This is a genomic window from Nitriliruptor sp. (assembly GCF_040882075.1).
Taxonomy (GTDB): Bacteria; Actinomycetota; Nitriliruptoria; order Nitriliruptorales; family Nitriliruptoraceae; genus Nitriliruptor.
This window is the reverse complement of record NZ_JBBEBZ010000100.1, coordinates 8184-25056: the sequence shown is the minus strand read 5'-3', so window position 1 is coordinate 25056 and position 16873 is coordinate 8184. Positions and strand designations below refer to the sequence as shown.

Here is a 16873-nt window from a genome sequence, read left to right as displayed (position 1 = left end):
GTGCGCGCCGGCCTACCGGGGCGCTGGCGTGGCGCCAGCGCCACGTCAGGACCCCGCAAGCCGAGGACGGGGCGGGCCGAGCCAGTAGGCAACGCCCGGGAGGGCTCGCTCAAGAGGTGAGGCGTTCCAGGGGTTGTGAGGTGATCTCGGCGATCAGCTCGAAGTCCTTGTCGAGGTGGATGAGCACGAGACCGGCCAGTTCTGCCGTCGCGGCGACCAGGAGGTCGGGGACGGAGGGAACACGGTGTTGGCCGCGGTCGGCGAGCAGGGTCTGGACCTCGACGGCGCGGTCTTCGATCGCCGGTGTGAGGTACTCGACCGGCATCGATGCGAGCGGTGGCTGACGCAACCCGGCTCGCAGCTCGTCTCCGGTTCGCGCGCTGTATCCGACCTCGAGCCGTGTCACCGTGCTGATCCGCACCAACCCGCGGTCGACTCGGTCCGCCCACGTCGCACCGTCGGGAGTGGTCCCTACGCGTACGAGCGCGGACTTGTCGATGAGCCAGTCCGTCACTCCCATGCCCGACGCATCACCTCGACGTCGCCAAGATCCGCGAAGATCTCGCCGAACCGACGCAGGTGCTCGACCGTGACCGGTTCATCCGTCGTCGACGCGACGCGCACCATCTGCCGACGCAGGTACTCGGTCCGCGACAGGCCCAGACACGCAGCCTTGACCTCGATCGCGGATACGACCTCCTCCGGTACACCCCGGATCAACAAGTCGGTCATCATCAGCCTCCCGGACGCTATCGTATGATATCGCACCCAGGCGGAGGAGATGGTCACGCCTTCGGACCCTGGTCGCGGGCCTGCCACGGGCCTGCCGAGGGTCAGCGAGCGGGGAGCAGGACCACGGTCCACGGCTCGATCGTGGTGCCGCCGTCGAAGCCGTTGAGCGTCGAGATGGCGTCGAGCTGTTCGCGGACATCGACGCCGGCCGGGGCGGTGGCGGACGCGACGTCCCACAGGGTCTCACCCCGACCGATCGTGACCGTCCCCGCGACCGGATCGGCGAGCTGCGCGCCGGCCGTGACCGAACCGACCCCGACGGTCAGCAGGAAGGCGAGCACGACGAGCGCCACGACCGCGCCGACCCGACGACGCCACGCCGACGCCCGCGAGGCCGGCCGCAACGCGGCGACCTCAGCGGGCGTCGGGGGCGTGGTGAGCGCAGGCACGAACCGACGTCGCTGGCCGCTGCTGGTACGCGGCTCGTCCTCGACGGGCAGGACGAGGACGGGCGTCCACCGGGGGCTGTCGGTGGGTGCGGGATCGATCGTGGGTTGGGCGCTCATCGGTGGCTCCTCGGGGGCGTGGTGTCCGGCCCGGTCCGTGTCTGTCGGCCTGGTCCGCTGGCCTGCGATCCGCAGTGTGCGGCGGGGGTGTGACACGGCCCGAACGGTTGTTCGTCGAACACCCGTTCCCCTCACCGTGCCGAACGCGCGTTCGGACGTCAAGTCCAGCGGTCCCGAACGGGTGTTCGCGTGCGGCGGCCGACCGTGGTAGTGTGGCGAACGCCCGTTCGGACGAGGGAGCGCCCGTGGCCACCCAGAACCCCCCCACCGATGCGCCGGTCGACGGCGCGTCCGGACCTGTCCGTGACGCCGATCCCGGCGACCTGACGGACCGCCAGCGCGCCATCCTCGAGGTCATCCACGACCACGTGGACGTGCACGGCTACCCGCCGTCGGTGCGCGAGATCGGCGACGCGGTCGGGCTCAAGTCGTCCTCGTCGGTCCACGCCCAGCTCGAGACGCTCGAGACCAAGGGCTACCTGCGGCGCGACCCGACCAAGCCCCGCGCGCTCGAGCTCGGGCGCGACCCGGAGACGGCGCTCGGCGTCCGACCCTCCTCGGGGCGCAACGTGCCGCTCGTCGGTGAGATCGCCGCCGGTGGCCCGATCCTGGCCGAAGAGCGGGTCGAGTCGGTCTACGCCCTCCCGAAGGAACTGGTCGGTGACGGGCAGCTGTTCATGCTGCGCGTCCGGGGTGAGTCGATGATCGACGCGGGGGTGATGGACGGCGACCTGGTCGTGGTCCGCGAGCAACCGAACGTCGAACAGGGCGAGATGTGCGCCGCGCTCATCGACGGTGAGGCCACGGTGAAGTTCTTCCGGCGCAGCAAGGCGGGCGAGGTGTTCCTCGACCCCGCCAACGAACGCTTCGCGCCCATCCCGGTCACCTCGAACCAGGACGCCCACGTGATGGGCAAGATCGTGACGGTGCTCCGCAGCGTCCGCTGACGCTGACGCTGACGCTGGCACTGCCCTCGCCCCCGTGGCCCGCCGTGTTCGGCGGCCACGCCTCGTCAGCAGGTGTGCGTGACCCTGCCGATGGGCCAGGCGAGGTCCCGACCTGCGACCCCCCAAGCGAGGCCGAAGGCCTCCCCCGGGGGATCGGCGCGGAGTCCTACCGTCGGCATCCCAACGACGAAGAAGGCTCCGAAGTGGACTCCCGAAAGCTCGCCTCGATCGGTTCGATCATCCTCGGTGTGCTCATGATCATCGGTGGTATCGCCACCTGGACGGTCGTCAGCAGCACCCTGGCCGACCAGCGCATCACGACCCCGGATGACGCCTGCCTGCCGGAGCGTGAGGTCCGTGGTCCGCTGACCGCCTACTGCCAAGCGAAGATCATCGACGCTCACACCCTCGAGACCACCGAGGGCGCCACCTACGCCGAGCTCGACCGTGAGGACCCGCGCCGCGACATGGCGATGAACTCCTCGTTCCTCCAGGCCTCGCTGTTCACCTCGATCCTCGCCTTCGGGGTCGCCGCGATGGCTGCCGGCATGGGGGTCATCTTCGTCCTCATCGGCCTCGGGATGCGCGACGTCCGCCAACAGGTCGGCGAACCCGCCCGGGTCTGACCGCACCACCACCCGCGAGCAGCGGCCCGTCGCGACAGGGCGTTCTCCGCAGTCGACGGTGTTCTGACAGAACCTGGGCTCCAGCCCAGGAAGTTGCAGCGGAGCCCGCCAGTCCCAGCTCGCGCGAGCGAGGTGATGCAACTTCCTGGGCACTGGCCCAGGAAGTTGCCTGAGCGGAGCCATCGAGGTCGTCGGCGAGTCAGTCGCGTTCCCAGGCTTCCGGTTCGTCGGCGAACGGGTCGTCGAGCAGGTAGGGGCGCAGCTCGCGGGCGGCGCGGACGTCGAGGTCGACCACCAGTTCCGTGCCGGTGTCGTCGTGGACCTCCTTGACGACGTTGCCACGGCGGTGGGCGAGCGCGACCAGCTCGGCACGGGCGTAGGGCACGTTGGCGGTGACCCGGACACGGCGGCCCGGCAGCCGCAGCTGGATGCGTTCGATCAGGTCGTCGACGCCCTCGCCGGTCTGCGCCGACACGGCGACCGGTTCCGCACCGAGCTCGATCTGGAGCCGCCGCGACAGCGCGTCCACCGTGGCCTGATCGGCCTGATCGATCTTGTTGAGCACGATCTGCTCGGGCACCTGGTCGGCACCGATCTCCTCGAGCACCTCCCGGACCGCGACGATGTGCGCCTCGGCTTCGGGGTGCGAGGCGTCCACGACGTGGATGAGCAGGTCCGCCTTCGCGGTCTCCTCCAGTGTGGACTTGAACGCCTCGACCAACCCGTGCGGCAGCTTCTGCACGAACCCCACGGTGTCGGTCAGCACGACGTCCGACCCGTCCTGGAGATCGAGCTGGCGGACGGTCGGGTCGAGCGTCGCGAACAGCTTGTCCTCGACCAGCACCTCGGCGCCGGTCACACGGTTGAGCAACGACGACTTGCCGGCGTTGGTGTAGCCGACGATGGCCGCGACCCGGACCCGGTTGCGGTCACGCTCGGCGGACTTGGTCGCGCGGATCTGGGCGAAGTCCTTCAGATCGCGGCGGAGCTTGGTCATCCGTCGCATGATCCGCCGGCGGTCGACCTCGAGCTGGGTCTCACCGGGACCACGACCACCCATACCGCCACCGCCCGCGACGCGGCCACCGGCCTGACGCGACAGCGCGGTCCCCCACCCGCGAAGTCGAGGCAGCAGGTAGGTGAGCTGGGCGAGCTCGACCTGGGCCTTGCCCTCCCGGGACGTCGCGTGCTGGGCGAAGATGTCGAGGATGACGATGGTGCGGTCGAGCACCTTCTGGCGGATGCCCTCCTCGAGCGCACGCTGCTGGGCGGGCGCGAGGTCGTCGTCGAACACGACCGCGTCCGCGTCGAGCGCCGCAGCGAGGTCCTTGAGCTCGGCGACCTTGCCGCGGCCGATGAACGTGGCGGAGTCAGGCGCATCACGTCGCTGCACGACCCGTTCGACGACGACGGCGCCGGCGGTGTCGAGCAGCGAGGTGAGCTCGTCGAGCGACGCGTCGACCTCCGCCGAGGTGCGGCCGGGCAGCTGCACGCCGACGATCACGGCCCGTTCGACGGGCCGGATGATGTCGACGCCCTCCTGCGGGGCGCCCTCCTCGACCACGTCGCGACGCTGACGGCGTTCCTCGGCACGGGTCAGACCGCGGTGTTCGTCCGCGCCGTGGCCGCCGACACGTTCGAGGTCCCCCTCGGCGGCGGCGAACAGGTCGTCGGAGTCATCGCCGGGTGCGGAGGGCGGTGGGGGCGAGAAGCCCGCACGCGGGCCATCGGTGGGACGGGCGTCGGATCCTGGAGCGGTCAGTGGGACGTTCCTCTCAAGCGCTCGCGGCAGCGACGGGGGTCCCGTCGGCCGCGGCGAGCCAGTCGTCGGTGAGGTGCACCGTGGCGACCTCGGTGGCGGGGCCACGCATGGTGACGGTCCCGCCGTCGGTGTGGGTGATCTCGAGCACCCCGCCGGGCAGGTGGACCTCGACGCGATCATCGACACGGTCGAGGCGCTGGAGGGCGACGACGGCCGCGCACGCGCCGGTCCCGCAGGCGGCGGTCTCGCCGACCCCACGCTCCCAGACGCGCAGGCGGATGGTGCTGCGGTCGACCACCTCGGCGAAGCCGACGTTGACCTTGGCGGGGAAACGTGGGTGCACCTCGACCAGCGGGCCGATCGTGGTCACCGGCGCGGTCGAGACGTCGTCGACGAGGGTGACGGCGTGGGGGTTGCCCATCGAGACCACGCTGACGGGCAGGACGGTGCCGTCGACGTCGAGGTCGTGGACGAGCAGGTCGGGTCGGTCGGTGGTGAAGGGGACATCGGCGGGGGTGAGGATCGGCGGCCCCATGTCGACGCTGACCTGCTCGACCCTCCCGTCCACACCGAGGTGGACCACCACGGGCTTGGTGCCGGCGCGCGTCGCGACGCGGACCACCTCGCCGTCGTGCGGGGTGACGAGCCCGTGGTCCACCGCGAGCTTGGCCGTGACCCGGACCCCGTTCCCGCACATCTCGGCGGTGGTGCCGTCGGCGTTGCGGTAGTCCATGAACACGTCCGCGTCCGGCTGGTCGACCGGCGGTGCGCCGAGGCGGATCACCCCGTCGCCCCCGACGCCGAGGCGGCGGTCCGTGAGCGCGCGGACGAGGGCGACCGGCACCTCGAGCCGGTCGTCCACGTCGAGCAGCACCACGAAGTCGTTCCCGGTGCCGTGCGCCTTGATCACATCCATCGGGACGAGCGTACTGCCGCGGGAGTACCGTCGTCCCTCCGGCTGGGAGGTGGCGGGGTGCAGGTCACGGCGGTCCGCACACGCTGCTGTCCGGCGTGCGATGCCCCCGTGCGCGAGCGCTCGGCTCGGTGGTGCGGGAGCTGCGGCGAACCGTTGCGTGCTGCACCGAGCACACCGGAGCCACCGACGGAGCGCCGGCTCCCGTGGCGTGCCGTCGCGACCGGGGTCGGGGTCGTGACCGTCGCGGCGATGGTCGCGGTGAGCGGCCCCATCGTCGACCGCCTCCCCTCCGGCGATGCGCTCGCCGATGCCGACATCGAGACACCGGACGACCGGGTGCTCGACCGCGTCGGCCGCCGCTACCTGCCACCACCCCCACCGCTGGCCGAACCGGTGTGCCTACGCGACCCCGGCGACGAGTGCCTGCTGTGGACCGTCGCCGACCCGAGCCTGCGCGGCGCCCACGTCGTGCTGGCGGGCGACCGGGCGGTGGCGCTCCCCCGGCCCGGGCAGGATCTGGTCGCCTACCGACTGGCCGACGGCGAGGTGGCCTGGACCGGCCCCGGCGACGCACCTTGGGTCCGCCAGCAACTGGTGACCGGCGACCTGCTGCTGACCGTCGACGCCGACGGTCTGTCCGCACGCTCCCTGACCGACGGGGGCGAACGCTGGCGCCGCGCGGACCTCAACCTCCCCCCGCAGTTCGACCTGCACACCGCACGGCAGGTAGACGACGTCCTCCTGCTCGCCGGCCTCGTCCACGACCCCGAGAGGAGGATCGGGTACGGGAACGGGGAGCCCTCGGACGAGGTGACCCTGGAACAGAGCGAAGCCATGCTGGTGGCACTGGATGCTGCCACCGGCGAGGACACGTGGCGGGCGGCCACCGTGGGCCCGGCCAGCATCGCTACCGACGGCACCGCGGTCCACCTCGCGGCCGACGGACGTCTGACCGCGTTGGCCCCGGACGGGTCCATCCGGTGGGCGGTCGAGGGGATCGACCCGGCGATCGGCGGCGGCGTGTGGGTGACCGGCCGCTACGTGAACCTGTGGCGCGGTGACGGCAGCGGCGAACAGCTCCACCGGTTGGCCGACGGCCGACCGCTCGGGTTCGGAGGGATGGTCCTCGACAGCGATGGTGACGACACGCTGCTCGAGGTCTGGGCCGGCCCGAGCGGCCCGTCCGACCTGGAGGGTCACGGTCCGGCCTATCTCCTGCTCGACGCCGAGGACCGGGAGGTCTGGCGCACCCCGGCCGACCGGTCGCGGTGTACGACGGCGGCACGGTTCGAGACCGACACGGTCCGAGTGTTCACCTGCGAGCAGGACGAGCTCGTGCTCGACCGCGCGGACGGGTCGCTGCTCGACCGCACGTCTACGACCGACACGAGGTCCTCGATGCCGTGGAGGGCCACCACCCCTGGCGACCGTGGGGCCCCCCACGACCGGGTGGGGCCCTTCGCGCTCCACCCGGAACGACCCGATGCGGCCGACAGCGCCTACGTGCTGATCGACACCCGTGACGGCGGCGAGGTCGTTCGGTTCCCGCCGGAGGCTTTCCCCCTGATGCGTGAGCAGCACGGACCCTGGACGGCCGACCTCGGGGGGATCGCCGTCATCCAGCACCGTGGTGGTCTGACGGCGATCGCGTTGCCGCCGGATGTCGCGACCGCACCCCGTCCGTTCCGCCGCGTGGCACCTGCGATGCTGTGACAGCGCCGACGGCGCGAGCAGGACCCAGCAGCGGGTCAGCGGGTCGCGCACCGACGGGGAGGCGACGTGAGCGACGCGGTCATCATCGGGCTCACGCTGGGCGTGATGCTCGTCGGCCTGGTCGGTGTCGTCGTGCCGGTGCTGCCCGGCGTCGTGCTGGTCGGGCTCGCCGGGATCGTGGCGACGTTCGCGCTCGGCATCGACACCGTCGGGTGGGTGCTGGTCGTCGTTCTGGCCGTCGTGACGCTCGCCGGTGCCGGAGCGTCGTACGCGCTGCCCGCCCAGCGCGGGTTGAAGGGCGACGCGGCTCGGTCGTCGCTGGCGTTGGCGGCCGTGCTCGGCGTCGTGGGGTTCTTCGTCATCCCCGTCGTCGGGCTGATCCTCGGCGCGCTGCTCGGCCTCTACCTCGGCGAGGTCGGCCGGCACGGCGACCGCACCCGCGCGTGGGCGTCGACACGGAGCGTGCTGAAGGCCTACGGCGTCGGCGTGCTCGTGGAGATGGGCGCCGCGCTGCTGCTCATCGCGATCTGGCTGGTCACCACGCTCGTGCGGCTGTAGGCAGGCGGTCGGTCACACGCGTTCGGTCGGCCCGTCCGGCGCCTCGCCCGGTCCGTGGCCGCGGAGCGCGGCGGCGCCGGCGAGCAGCGCCGCTCCTGCCGCTGCCGTCCCCAGACCCGTCACCGGCAGCGGTTGTCCGGCGGGCTGCACCGGGCGCCGCCCCTGGCCCGGAGGAGCGGCCGGTGGCCCTCCCTGGCCCTGCCCCGGCCCCTGCGCTGGCGGCGGCGCGACCGCGAGCCTGAACGGCGCGGTGACCAGCAGCTCGACGTTGTTGTCGACCGGCTCGCCCTCGTCGGCGCCCCGCTTCTGGTCGTCGTTGACCCCGAGCTCGCGGGCGAGCGAGGCGAGGTCGAGGACGCTGCGGACCTCGGCCGGCGGCGACGCGGGACCCGCGTGGTCGACGATGGTCGCGAAGATCGACAGGGTCCCGTCGGCGTTGTCCACGATCTCGAGGATGCGGGCCTGCTGGGGGTGGTCGATGTGCGCGGCGGTCGTGATGTCCCAGAACCCGCCGGTGTCGGCCGTCGGGGACACCCGCGGGACGATCCGGTTGCGGTGGGTGTGGCCGACCACGCACGCGATCACGTTCGGGAAACGGTGCAGGAGCGCCTCGAACTCCGGGCCCTGGACGCGCTCCTCGGGTTCCGGACGGCTGAGGTCGGGGAACGGGTTGTCGAGCGAATCGATGCCGTGGTGGGCGAACACGACGATCACCTGGTCGTCGTTGGAGGTGGTGACCTCGTTGCCCGCCGGGTCGAGGTAGCGCGACGACGCGGCGACGAGCTGCTCCTCGAGCCAGGCGAACTGCGCCCGGTCGATCGAGCCGCTGGCCCAGGCCGTGCGGTTGACGGTGTCGAGGGCGACGCCGAGGACGCCCGGCGCCACCTCGAAGGTGTAGTGCAGCTCACCGGTCTCGACGGCGTCAGCGGACAGGCCGTGCCCGATCGGACCGGCGCCGCCACGGTCCTCACGGTGGCGCAGCACCCAGTCCCTGGGGGTGGTGGCGGCGCGGGCCGGGTCGGGGGTCACCTGCCGCACCGGCGCACCTGGCGCCGTGAGGAGGGCTGCGGCGTCGCCCTCGATCAGGGCGCGCTGGATCTGTGACGGGCTGAGGGACGACGGTGTGCCGACGACCTTGATCGGTCCGGTCGCGATCGCGGCGAAGGCGGGGTTGTCGAAGGCGTTGCCCTGCAGGAGGCCGTCGTGGTTGCCGTAGATCGAGTACCACGGCATCGGCAGACCGACGGGGGTGAACGGAGTGATGGCCGCGTCCAGCATCTCGGGCCGATCGGGGAAACCGAGCACGTCCTTGTAGTGGTCGGGACGGCTGGACCCGGGGTGGTAGTAGCTCGCGTCGAAGCTGAGTTCGTCGTCGTCCTGGACGCCCTCGTAGCGGTCGGGATCGCCGCTGTTGAACTGGAACGGGCGACCGCCGGCCATCAGGTCGAGGAACCAGTCGAGTTCGTTGAACTGCATGTTGTCGGTGGCGTCGCCGGTCGTGACCCCGCAGTCGTAGGCCCGGCCGGTCACGGGTCCGGCACCGACCGCGCGCAGCGCCTGCAGCATCGCGTCGGCGAGGTGGGCACCGAGCGTCTCCTGCGGTCGCCACGCCGACGAGAAGAAGCCCGGTTCCACGTCGGAGGAGTCCTCGAGCCGGTCGGTGAACTCGACGCGGGCCGGCGACTGGCTGTCGGTGAGGTGGATGTCGGTCAGGTGGACGACGGTGGCCAGGGCTCGTCGACGGTCCTCGCGGCCCGGCTTCGGGGCGGCGAGCTCGTCGCAGACGACGATGGGGCGTCCGGGGCCGTCGGTGAAGCGGCGGTACCCGTCGCCGGTCGGGAGCAAGGTGCGCTCGAGGGTGGTCCCGGTCGGGTCGACGACCACCCCACGGGTCGGAGCCTGCGCGCGTGCCACGGCTGCCCACGGACCGAAGGTGCCGAAGGTCGCCGCCGCCGCGGAGGCCGCTCCGAGGGTCCCGCCGCGGGCGATGAAGGTGCGTCGATCCACGTCGCTGCTCCGCTCGAGGGCCGCGGACACCCGCGACCGGCCGATCCGACGACCGCCGACCGGCCGTCCCCACCCCGGTGAACGACCCGGGCCCCTCCACGTGACGTTCGACCGGTGCCGACCCGCTCCCAGCCGGCCGGCACCGAACGCGACGCCGACCCTACGGGCGCGCGGCGGCGTGGGCACGGACGGACCCGCCCCCGGTCCCCTCAGCGCATCGAGGTGACGGCGGTCCGGGCGTCGGAGGGCGGCTGACAGCGGAGATCAGCTCGGAACCACCCCCGCTGCCGACGGGCGTAGCGCCAGGTCCGGTGGGCGATGGTGGTGGCGAGTTCGTCCGCGTCGGCCTCCCCGTCGAGGATCGCGAACGCTTCGGCGTACCCGATCGCTTGACGCGCCGTGCGTGACAGCGGGCCCGCCGTGCGGAGGGCGGCGGCCTCGGCGAGCAGCCCCCCGTCGACCATGCCGTCGGCACGTGCCCGGATCCGCTCACGGAGCTCCTCGGCCGGGGGCTCGAGGTAGGCGACTTCGAGACCGGGGTAGATGGCCGCGTACCGCGACCAGGCGTCGTCGAAGGCGCTGAAGCGTTCGCCGGTGAGCTCGAGGACCTCGAGCGCCCGGACGGTCCGGCGGAGGTTGCCGGGCCCGATCCGGTCGGCGGCTGGCGGGTCGACGGCGGCCAGGTGCGCGTGCGCGCCGGCGGGGTCGTCGGCCCATCGCGCCTCGATGTCGGCCCGGACCTCGGCGTCGGTCGGCGGGAAGCGCAACGGGTCGACCACGGCGCGCCAGTACAGGCCGCTACCGCCGACGAGCAGCGGGGTCGCGCCCCGGTCGAGCACGTCGGCGATCGCCGCCCGGGCCAGGCCCTGGAACGTGGCGACGGTCAGCTCCTGTGACGGGTCGAGCACGTCGATCAGGTGGTGGGGTACCTCGGCGCGGTCGGCCGGTGACGGTTTCGCGGTGCCCACGTCCATCCCGCGGTAGACGGTGAACGCGTCGACGGCGACGACCTCGATCGGCCGATCGCCGCCACGGGCGCGGGCACGGGCCACCTCGAGCGCCACCTCGGACTTGCCGGATGCGGTGGGACCGACCACGGCCAGCACCTGCCCGTCACGGGTCCGGTCCGCCTCCACGCTCACCCCCGACCCGGTCAGCGGGAGCTGGCGACGAGCTGGCCGACCCCGCGTGGGGCCCACAGCTGCGGGGCGTCCAGGCGCAGACCCGCGGCCCGGGCGAGGTGGAGCAGCACGACGAGGGGCGCCCAGCTCCGGGCGCCGACCCGGCCCGCCTCGACGGGACCGAGCGCGAGCAGGCCGTCCAGATCGTCGTCGACGAGCGCATCGATCGTCTGCTGGTCCCACGCGACCGCGCCGTCGACGAGGTAGCCCGGCGAGGTCGTGTCGCGGGCCGCGGACAGGTCGCCGCTGGCGATGACGGCGACGTCGCGTTCGGTCGCATCGGTGGCGGCGAGCAGCCCGGCGGCGAACCCGCCGAGCGTCGCGCCGCCGGCACCCCGGGCCACGGTCGCGAGCAGGATGGTCGCATCGGGACGCGTCTCGGCGATGAGGAGGGTCAGCACCGCGAGGTCACCGTCGACGTGGTCGGCACGGACCCGAGGGGTGCCGGTGCGGGTCGCGACGGCAGCCAGGAGCGCACGGTCGACGGGCACGTCGGCCGCCACCTCCGGGTGGCCGTACCCGGCGAGGTCGGCACAGCCACCGTCCGGCAGGGTGGCGTCGTCGCCGCTGGCGACGAGGACGATGGTGTCGACGTCGGGCAACCCGGTCAGGGTGACGCGCACGGCTGCTCGGAGCGCAGCGACCTCGTCGGCGATCGCGGTCGGCAGGCCGGCCGAGACGGCCGGGAGCAACAGCGGCGCCGACGGGACGACCGCGACGGCGCGGACGGTCACGAGGGAGCCAGCAGCAGCGGCAACGACCGGCCGACCCCGGCCACGGGTGCCGTGGCCGGCGCGTCCGGCGGGAGGGTGTGGCCCTCGCCCCGCGCGAGCGCGTCGGCAGTGGCAGCGCCGGCGGGGGTGCGCCGGATCGCGGTCGGCACGCCGGCGACGGCGTAGTTGGTGGCCGCCTCGACCACCGTGGCGGTGACGAGGTCGCCAGGCCCGTAGGCGGGCGGCTGGCCGTCGCCCGCGCGCCACCCCTCGGGGGCGGGCAGGTGGACCAGGTGGTTGCCCGGGGTACGGGCCGACCAGCGGGCGACGTCGGTCTTCGACGGGGACTCGATCAGCAGCTCCTGGTCGGTACCGATCAGCCGCTGGTGGGCTTCGAGCGAGTGCTGGCGGACCAGGGGTTCGAGCCGCTGGTAGCGCTCGGCGACGACCTCCGGTGGCACGAACTCTTCGACCAGTTCGGCGGCCGGCGTCCCGGGGCGCGCCGAGTACTGGAAGGTGAACGCCTGGTCGAAGCGGACGTGCTCGACCACGTCGATGGTGGCCTGGAAGTCCTCGTCGGTCTCGCCGGGGAAGCCGACGATGATGTCGGTCGAGAGGGCCGCGTCGGGCAGCAGCTCGCGGGTGCGGGCGATCAGGTTCAGGTAGCGACGCTGCCGGTAGCTGCGACGCATCAGGCGCAGGAGCCGGTCGGACCCCGACTGCAGCGGCAGGTGGAGGTGGGGCATCACGTTGCCCGTCTCGGCCATCGCGTGCAGCACCTCGTCGGTGAAGTCGCGTGGGTGGGGCGAGGTGAAGCGCAGCCGTTCGAGCCCGTCGACCTCACCGAGCTCGCGCAGCAGCGGCGCGAACTGCGACCGTCCGGCGAGGTCCCGGCCGTAGGAGTTCACGTTCTGGCCGAGGAGGGTGACCTCGACGACCCCGTCGGCGACCAGTCCCCGGACCTCGGTGACGATGTCGCCCATCGTGCGCGAGACCTCCGGACCGCGCAGCGACGGCACGATGCAGAAGGTGCAGGAGTTGTCGCAGCCGACCGAGATGGCGACCCACGCGTGGTGGCGGACGTCGCGCTTGGCGGGCAGCGCCGACGGGAAGGTCTCGAGCTGCTCGACCAGCTCGACGACCGGCAGGGAGGTGGAGTCCGCCTGCGCGAGCAGCTGCGGCAACGACCCGAGGTTGTGGGTGCCGTAGACGACGTCGACCCACGGAGCCTTGGCGGCGACCGTGGCGCCATCCTTCTGCGCGAGGCACCCGCCGACCACGATCGTGAGGTCCTGGCCGGCGGCGCGGCGTTCGTCCTTGAGGCCCTTGAGGTGCCCGAGCGTGCCGTACAGCCGGTTGTCGGCGTTCTCGCGGACGGCACAGGTGTTGAGCAGCACGAGGTCGGCGTCCTGGTCGGACGCGGCCCGGCGGTAGCCGACGGCTTCGAGCAGCCCGGCGGCGCGGCCGGTGTCGTGCTCGTTCATCTGGCACCCGAAGGTGCGGATGGAGTACGTCCGGGGCACAACAGCTCACAGGTCGAGGGCGCGACCTCGGAGTGTACGGGAGGGTGGCCGTGCCCCCGGCCGGCAGGTGGCGTGCTGCCCCCGCGATCTCAGCGCGTCGGGGCGTACCCCCACCGGGTGCCGGCGAGCTGGCTCCAGATCCCCCGGCTGCCGTCGAGGGTCGGCTGCTGGAAGGAGTACACCGACGTCCCGTCCGCGGCCATCCCGGCCCGGACCTGGGACCGCACGTTCGCGGGGTGGTTGAGGTAGCCGGCCGGCCCCGGCACGACCTCGGTCGCGTACGCCGACGCCAGCGCCCGCTCGTGCGCGATCCACCGCGAGAACCAGCGGGCGTGTTGAGCGTCGTGGGCGCGGAAGTAGTTCATAGGGACGACCGCGTCGATCTCGCCGCGACGGACCCAGCCGTCCCAGTCCTGCAGCGTCCGGGTGTAGGGCAGCGTGCCGCGGAAGCCCGCACGGTCGGGCGTGGCGGGTCCGTCCCCCCAGGTGATGACCGCGGCGGAGAGGGGGACCCCCGGCCGCGCGGCACCGACCGCGGCTCGGGCCTTCAGGATGATCTGGCGGGTCTGCTCCCGCCGCCAGTTCGTCCACGCCCCGTCCCCCGGGCTCGGTGTGCCGGACGCTCCGGTCTGCGCGCGGTACGCGGCGAGCGCCATCGGGTTGTAGCCCTGGTCGGCGCCGTCGTAGCGGACGTAGTCGAGGTGGATGCCGTCGACGTCGTAGCGCCGGGCGATCTCGCCCACCACCGCAGCGACGTGGCTCTGGACACCCGGGACGCCGGGGTCGAGGTAGGTCGACCAGGTGCCCGAGTGGCTGCGGGTGACCCACCGGTCCGCGACGGGCGCGTACGGGCCGCGACGGTCGTACATCCAGTTCGCGGGGGTGTCGAGGTCGCGGTAGACGTCGTGGTAGGTCGGCGCCACCCCGTACCAGGCGTACACCTCGATGCCTCGTGCGTGGGCCGCGGTGAGCAGCTCGGCCAGGACGTCGAACCCTGCGGCCACGCCGGGATCGGGTGTGCGCGGCAACACGTTCGAGGTGTAGTAGGCGTCGTGTCGACGCGCGACCTGGGCGTAGATGACGTTGGCATCGGCGGCGGCGAGCTCGGCGACGGTGCGTTGGATCGCGGTGCGGGACTTCAGGCTGCCGTCGAACAGGTGCACCCACGCCGCGCGGGTCCTGCTGGCGTAGGCGTCGCGGGAGCCGGGCTGTGTGGTGGGCAGGTGTGCATCGCCGCGCTGGAGCAGCACCGAGGTGGCGCGCGTGAGGAACGACGCGACCTGGGCGCGCGGGACGGCCGCACTGGGGGAGAACCGGGTGGCGGACGTCCCGCTGGTGACCCCCGCCGCGGCGACCCTCCCGATCGCGTCACGGTGCGGGCTGTCCGCGCTGACGTCCTGGAAGTCGACCGGGCCTGACGGGAGCGGCTCGCCGTAGCCGTACGCGAACGTCCGGGCCAGCACGCTGGCGAGCTGAGCCCGGGTGACGCTCGAGTCGGGAGCGAAGCGGGTCGCCGTCACGCCGGTGACGATCCCGAGCGAGGCGACGACGTCGATGTCGGCCTCGAAGGTGTGACCGACGGTGTCCTCGAAGCCCGCGGAGGTCGGCTCGGCCGGTGCGTGCCCGGTCGTCCGCAGCAGCCGCGCGATCATCGCCGCGGTCTGCCCCCGGGTCACGGCTGTCGCCGGGACGAAGCGGGTCGTCGAACGTCCGCTGACCAGGTGCCACCAGACCGCGCAGTCGATGGCGGCGCGGTGCACGGTCCCGAGCGTGTCCGTGAACCCCGTTGCCGGGACGAGGTGGCTCGCACACGCGCCCGACCCGGTCGCGGCGTGCGCGGGCGGCGCGGCAGCCGGGAGCGCGAGGCTGCCGGCGAGGAGGGCCGCGAGGGCCGTCGCGGTGAGTCGGGTTCGGATCACCGGGGTGCCGGTCGCCGGAGGGGTGCCGCGGACGCTGCTACCCGACCCGACGTCCGACGCACACGCCAGGTTGCACCGAGGTGTGCCGGGCGGTCAACGGTCGGTGTCGTCCCCGGTCGCGGTGGTGAAGCGGCGGCGGTCCTGGTGGTGCTCGATGAAGTCGTCGTCGGTGTGGGTCCCGCGGCCGGTGGCGACGAACAGGAACGCAGCGGCGCCGACGAGCCCGGCCGAGATCATCCGGCCCTGGGTCGCGTCGGTCGGCAGCGTGGCGAGCGCGACGACGGCCGTCAGCAGCCCGAAGTAGCCGACGCGTGCCCGGCCCTTGTCGCGTCCGATGAACAGGTACAGCGAGGCGGCGACGAGCGGGACGCCGATGATGAGCCAGGTCTGCAACAAGGTCACGGGGATCTCCGCGGTCGGCCGACGCCGGGAGGCTACCTCGCGAGCCACGACGGCCGAACGGTCGGGATCGGGCTCGTGGCGGACGTGCCGACGCCGGTCTTGACTCGCCCCGACCACGGGCGACCTCCTAGCGTACGCCCCGACCGGCAGTGGGAGACCGTGATCGCAGCGCAGGTCGGGCGTCGGGTGCCGAGGGTTCTCGCCCTGGTCGCCGTCGCGCTGCTCGTGGTCGGCTGGGGTGCCATGGCAGGCGCCCAGGAACGTGCGGGCCGCGACGACGGCCGCGACGAGGTCGTCCGCGGAGGCGAGCTGTTCCAGGCCCAGTGCGCCACGTGCCACGGCACCCGGCTCGAAGGCGGCCACGGCGAGGGCGACCTCGATGGTCCGCCGATGACCGACCTCGACATCGCCTACGTCGACCTCACCATGCGGACGGGCCGGATGCCCGTCCTCGCCCCGGAGGTCGGTGTCCGGATCGACCAGCTCGACGACGAGCAACGGGAAGCCATCAACGCCTACCTCCTCGCCACCTTCGATCTGCCTGGTGAGATCCCGACGGTCGGTGCCGGCGAGGCGGCCCGGGGCCAGGAGCTGTACGTGCGCAACTGCGCCGCCTGCCACGGCGCGGCGGGTGACGGCGGCATCGCGGGGGGTGACAACGCCGTCCCGCCGTTGGCGGGGCTCGACCCGATCGCGCTGGTCGAGGGGACCCGTATCGGGCCCTTCACGATGCCGGCGTTCGACGAGTCCGTGCTCGACGTTCAGCAACTCGACGACATCGTCGCCTACCTCGCGCTCGCCGACGCCGCCCCGCGCAGCGCCGTCGGTGTCCGGGAACTCGACCAGGTCGGCGAGGCGCTGTTCGCCATCGGGCTCGCGCTGCTGGCCGCCGTGGTGCTCTGGGTGGTGTCCCGTGCCCGCCGCTGGAGCCCGGCCGAGCCCGGCAGCTTCGCGCGCAGCGAACCGTTCGAGCCGCGCTGATGGCCGATCCTCGCGACCGTCACCCGGACGACCTGCCCGACCACCACCCGGAGGTCCGGCAGGACCCGACCGACCGTGCGACGGGTCGGCGCCCGTCCGAGCCGACCGGTCCCGCGCACGACGTCCACCGGTTCCGTCGCGCCTGGTTCCTCGGTTGGATGGCCGCCGGCGCCGTGGTGCTGGTCGTCCTCGCTGTGCTCTGGGGCCTGGATGCCGACACCGAGGTGCTGGGGCTCGTGGGCGCTGCCGCCGGTCTCGCTGTCACCATCGCGCTCCACCACCTCGTGGTGAGCCGCGACCTCGGCGAACGCACCATCCCGCGCCCGG

At 72.9% G+C, this 16873-nt stretch carries 17 protein-coding genes; 6 read left to right on the top strand and 11 right to left on the bottom strand.

Annotated elements, in window-relative coordinates:
* Window positions 1–109: 109 nt before the first annotated feature.
* The 3 genes from WEB03_RS05845 to WEB03_RS05835 all read right to left on the bottom strand — a co-directional run bounded on the left by WEB03_RS05845 (window position 110) and on the right by WEB03_RS05835 (window position 1298).
* Entirely contained in the window at window positions 110–520 is a 411-nt protein-coding gene (locus WEB03_RS05845) for a PIN domain nuclease (protein ID WP_368070014.1), read from the bottom strand.
* The gene (locus WEB03_RS05840) at window positions 511–732 is read right to left on the bottom strand and encodes an antitoxin (RefSeq protein ID WP_368070013.1); all 222 of its coding nucleotides are present in this window, start codon (window positions 730–732) and stop codon (window positions 511–513) included. Before WEB03_RS05840 ends, WEB03_RS05845 begins: the two co-directional genes overlap by 10 nt.
* Before the next feature lie 101 nt (window positions 733–833).
* Window positions 834–1298 (bottom strand): hypothetical protein, encoded by a 465-nt coding sequence (locus WEB03_RS05835; protein WP_368070012.1) that lies wholly within the window; start codon window positions 1296–1298, stop codon window positions 834–836.
* 245 nt (window positions 1299–1543) lie between these two features.
* On the opposite strand from WEB03_RS05835, the gene lexA reads away from it, so the two are divergent.
* On the top strand, window positions 1544–2245 hold the full coding sequence (gene lexA, locus WEB03_RS05830) for a transcriptional repressor LexA (RefSeq protein ID WP_368070011.1): 702 nt from the start codon (window positions 1544–1546) through the stop codon (window positions 2243–2245).
* 203 nt (window positions 2246–2448) lie between these two features.
* Window positions 2449–2871, top strand: coding sequence for an aromatic ring-opening dioxygenase LigA (locus WEB03_RS05825; RefSeq protein WP_368070010.1), 423 nt, complete (start codon window positions 2449–2451; stop codon window positions 2869–2871).
* Window positions 2872–3070: 199 nt separating this feature from the next.
* On the opposite strand, the gene hflX is transcribed toward WEB03_RS05825, so the two are convergent.
* The gene (gene hflX, locus WEB03_RS05820) at window positions 3071–4435 is read right to left on the bottom strand and encodes a GTPase HflX (RefSeq protein ID WP_368070009.1); all 1365 of its coding nucleotides are present in this window, start codon (window positions 4433–4435) and stop codon (window positions 3071–3073) included.
* A 211-nt stretch (window positions 4436–4646) separates the two neighbouring features.
* A complete protein-coding gene (dapF, locus tag WEB03_RS05815) occupies window positions 4647–5549 on the bottom strand; it encodes a diaminopimelate epimerase (protein WP_368070008.1) in 903 nt (300 codons plus the stop codon).
* Window positions 5550–5783: 234 nt separating this feature from the next.
* On the opposite strand from dapF, the gene WEB03_RS05810 reads away from it, so the two are divergent.
* Together WEB03_RS05810 and WEB03_RS05805 are read left to right on the top strand one after the other, a co-directional pair.
* The gene (locus tag WEB03_RS05810; protein ID WP_368070007.1) at window positions 5784–7262 is read left to right on the top strand and encodes a PQQ-binding-like beta-propeller repeat protein; all 1479 of its coding nucleotides are present in this window, start codon (window positions 5784–5786) and stop codon (window positions 7260–7262) included.
* Window positions 7263–7328: 66 nt separating this feature from the next.
* Complete coding sequence (locus WEB03_RS05805; protein ID WP_368070006.1) at window positions 7329–7820, top strand: DUF456 family protein; 492 nt, start codon at window positions 7329–7331, stop codon at window positions 7818–7820.
* A 12-nt stretch (window positions 7821–7832) separates the two neighbouring features.
* Here the strand turns inward: WEB03_RS05805 and WEB03_RS05800 are convergent, their stop codons facing one another.
* The 6 genes from WEB03_RS05800 to WEB03_RS05775 form a co-directional block, all read right to left on the bottom strand.
* On the bottom strand, window positions 7833–9827 hold the full coding sequence (locus tag WEB03_RS05800) for a TIGR03767 family metallophosphoesterase (RefSeq protein WP_368070005.1): 1995 nt from the start codon (window positions 9825–9827) through the stop codon (window positions 7833–7835).
* A gap of 209 nt (window positions 9828–10036) precedes the next feature.
* The gene (gene miaA / locus WEB03_RS05795) at window positions 10037–10924 is read right to left on the bottom strand and encodes a tRNA (adenosine(37)-N6)-dimethylallyltransferase MiaA (RefSeq protein ID WP_368070004.1); all 888 of its coding nucleotides are present in this window, start codon (window positions 10922–10924) and stop codon (window positions 10037–10039) included.
* A gap of 56 nt (window positions 10925–10980) precedes the next feature.
* Window positions 10981–11742 (bottom strand): hypothetical protein, encoded by a 762-nt coding sequence (locus tag WEB03_RS05790; protein ID WP_368070003.1) that lies wholly within the window; start codon window positions 11740–11742, stop codon window positions 10981–10983.
* A complete protein-coding gene (gene miaB, locus WEB03_RS05785) occupies window positions 11739–13244 on the bottom strand; it encodes a tRNA (N6-isopentenyl adenosine(37)-C2)-methylthiotransferase MiaB (RefSeq protein WP_368070002.1) in 1506 nt (501 codons plus the stop codon). The genes WEB03_RS05790 and miaB overlap by 4 nt, the downstream gene beginning before the upstream one ends.
* Before the next feature lie 89 nt (window positions 13245–13333).
* Window positions 13334–15163, bottom strand: a complete 1830-nt coding sequence (locus WEB03_RS05780) for a family 10 glycosylhydrolase (protein WP_368070001.1) — start codon at window positions 15161–15163, stop codon at window positions 13334–13336.
* Window positions 15164–15256: 93 nt separating this feature from the next.
* Window positions 15257–15565, bottom strand: a complete 309-nt coding sequence (locus WEB03_RS05775) for a hypothetical protein (protein WP_368070000.1) — start codon at window positions 15563–15565, stop codon at window positions 15257–15259.
* Between the two features lie 186 nt (window positions 15566–15751).
* Here WEB03_RS05775 and WEB03_RS05770 point away from each other — a divergent pair, with 186 nt between their 5' ends.
* Together WEB03_RS05770 and WEB03_RS05765 are read left to right on the top strand one after the other, a co-directional pair.
* Entirely contained in the window at window positions 15752–16546 is a 795-nt protein-coding gene (locus WEB03_RS05770; protein WP_368069999.1) for a cytochrome c, read from the top strand.
* Window positions 16546–16873: hypothetical protein (locus WEB03_RS05765; RefSeq protein WP_368069998.1), on the top strand; the 328-nt coding region annotated here is incomplete at its 3' end. The genes WEB03_RS05770 and WEB03_RS05765, both read left to right, overlap by 1 nt.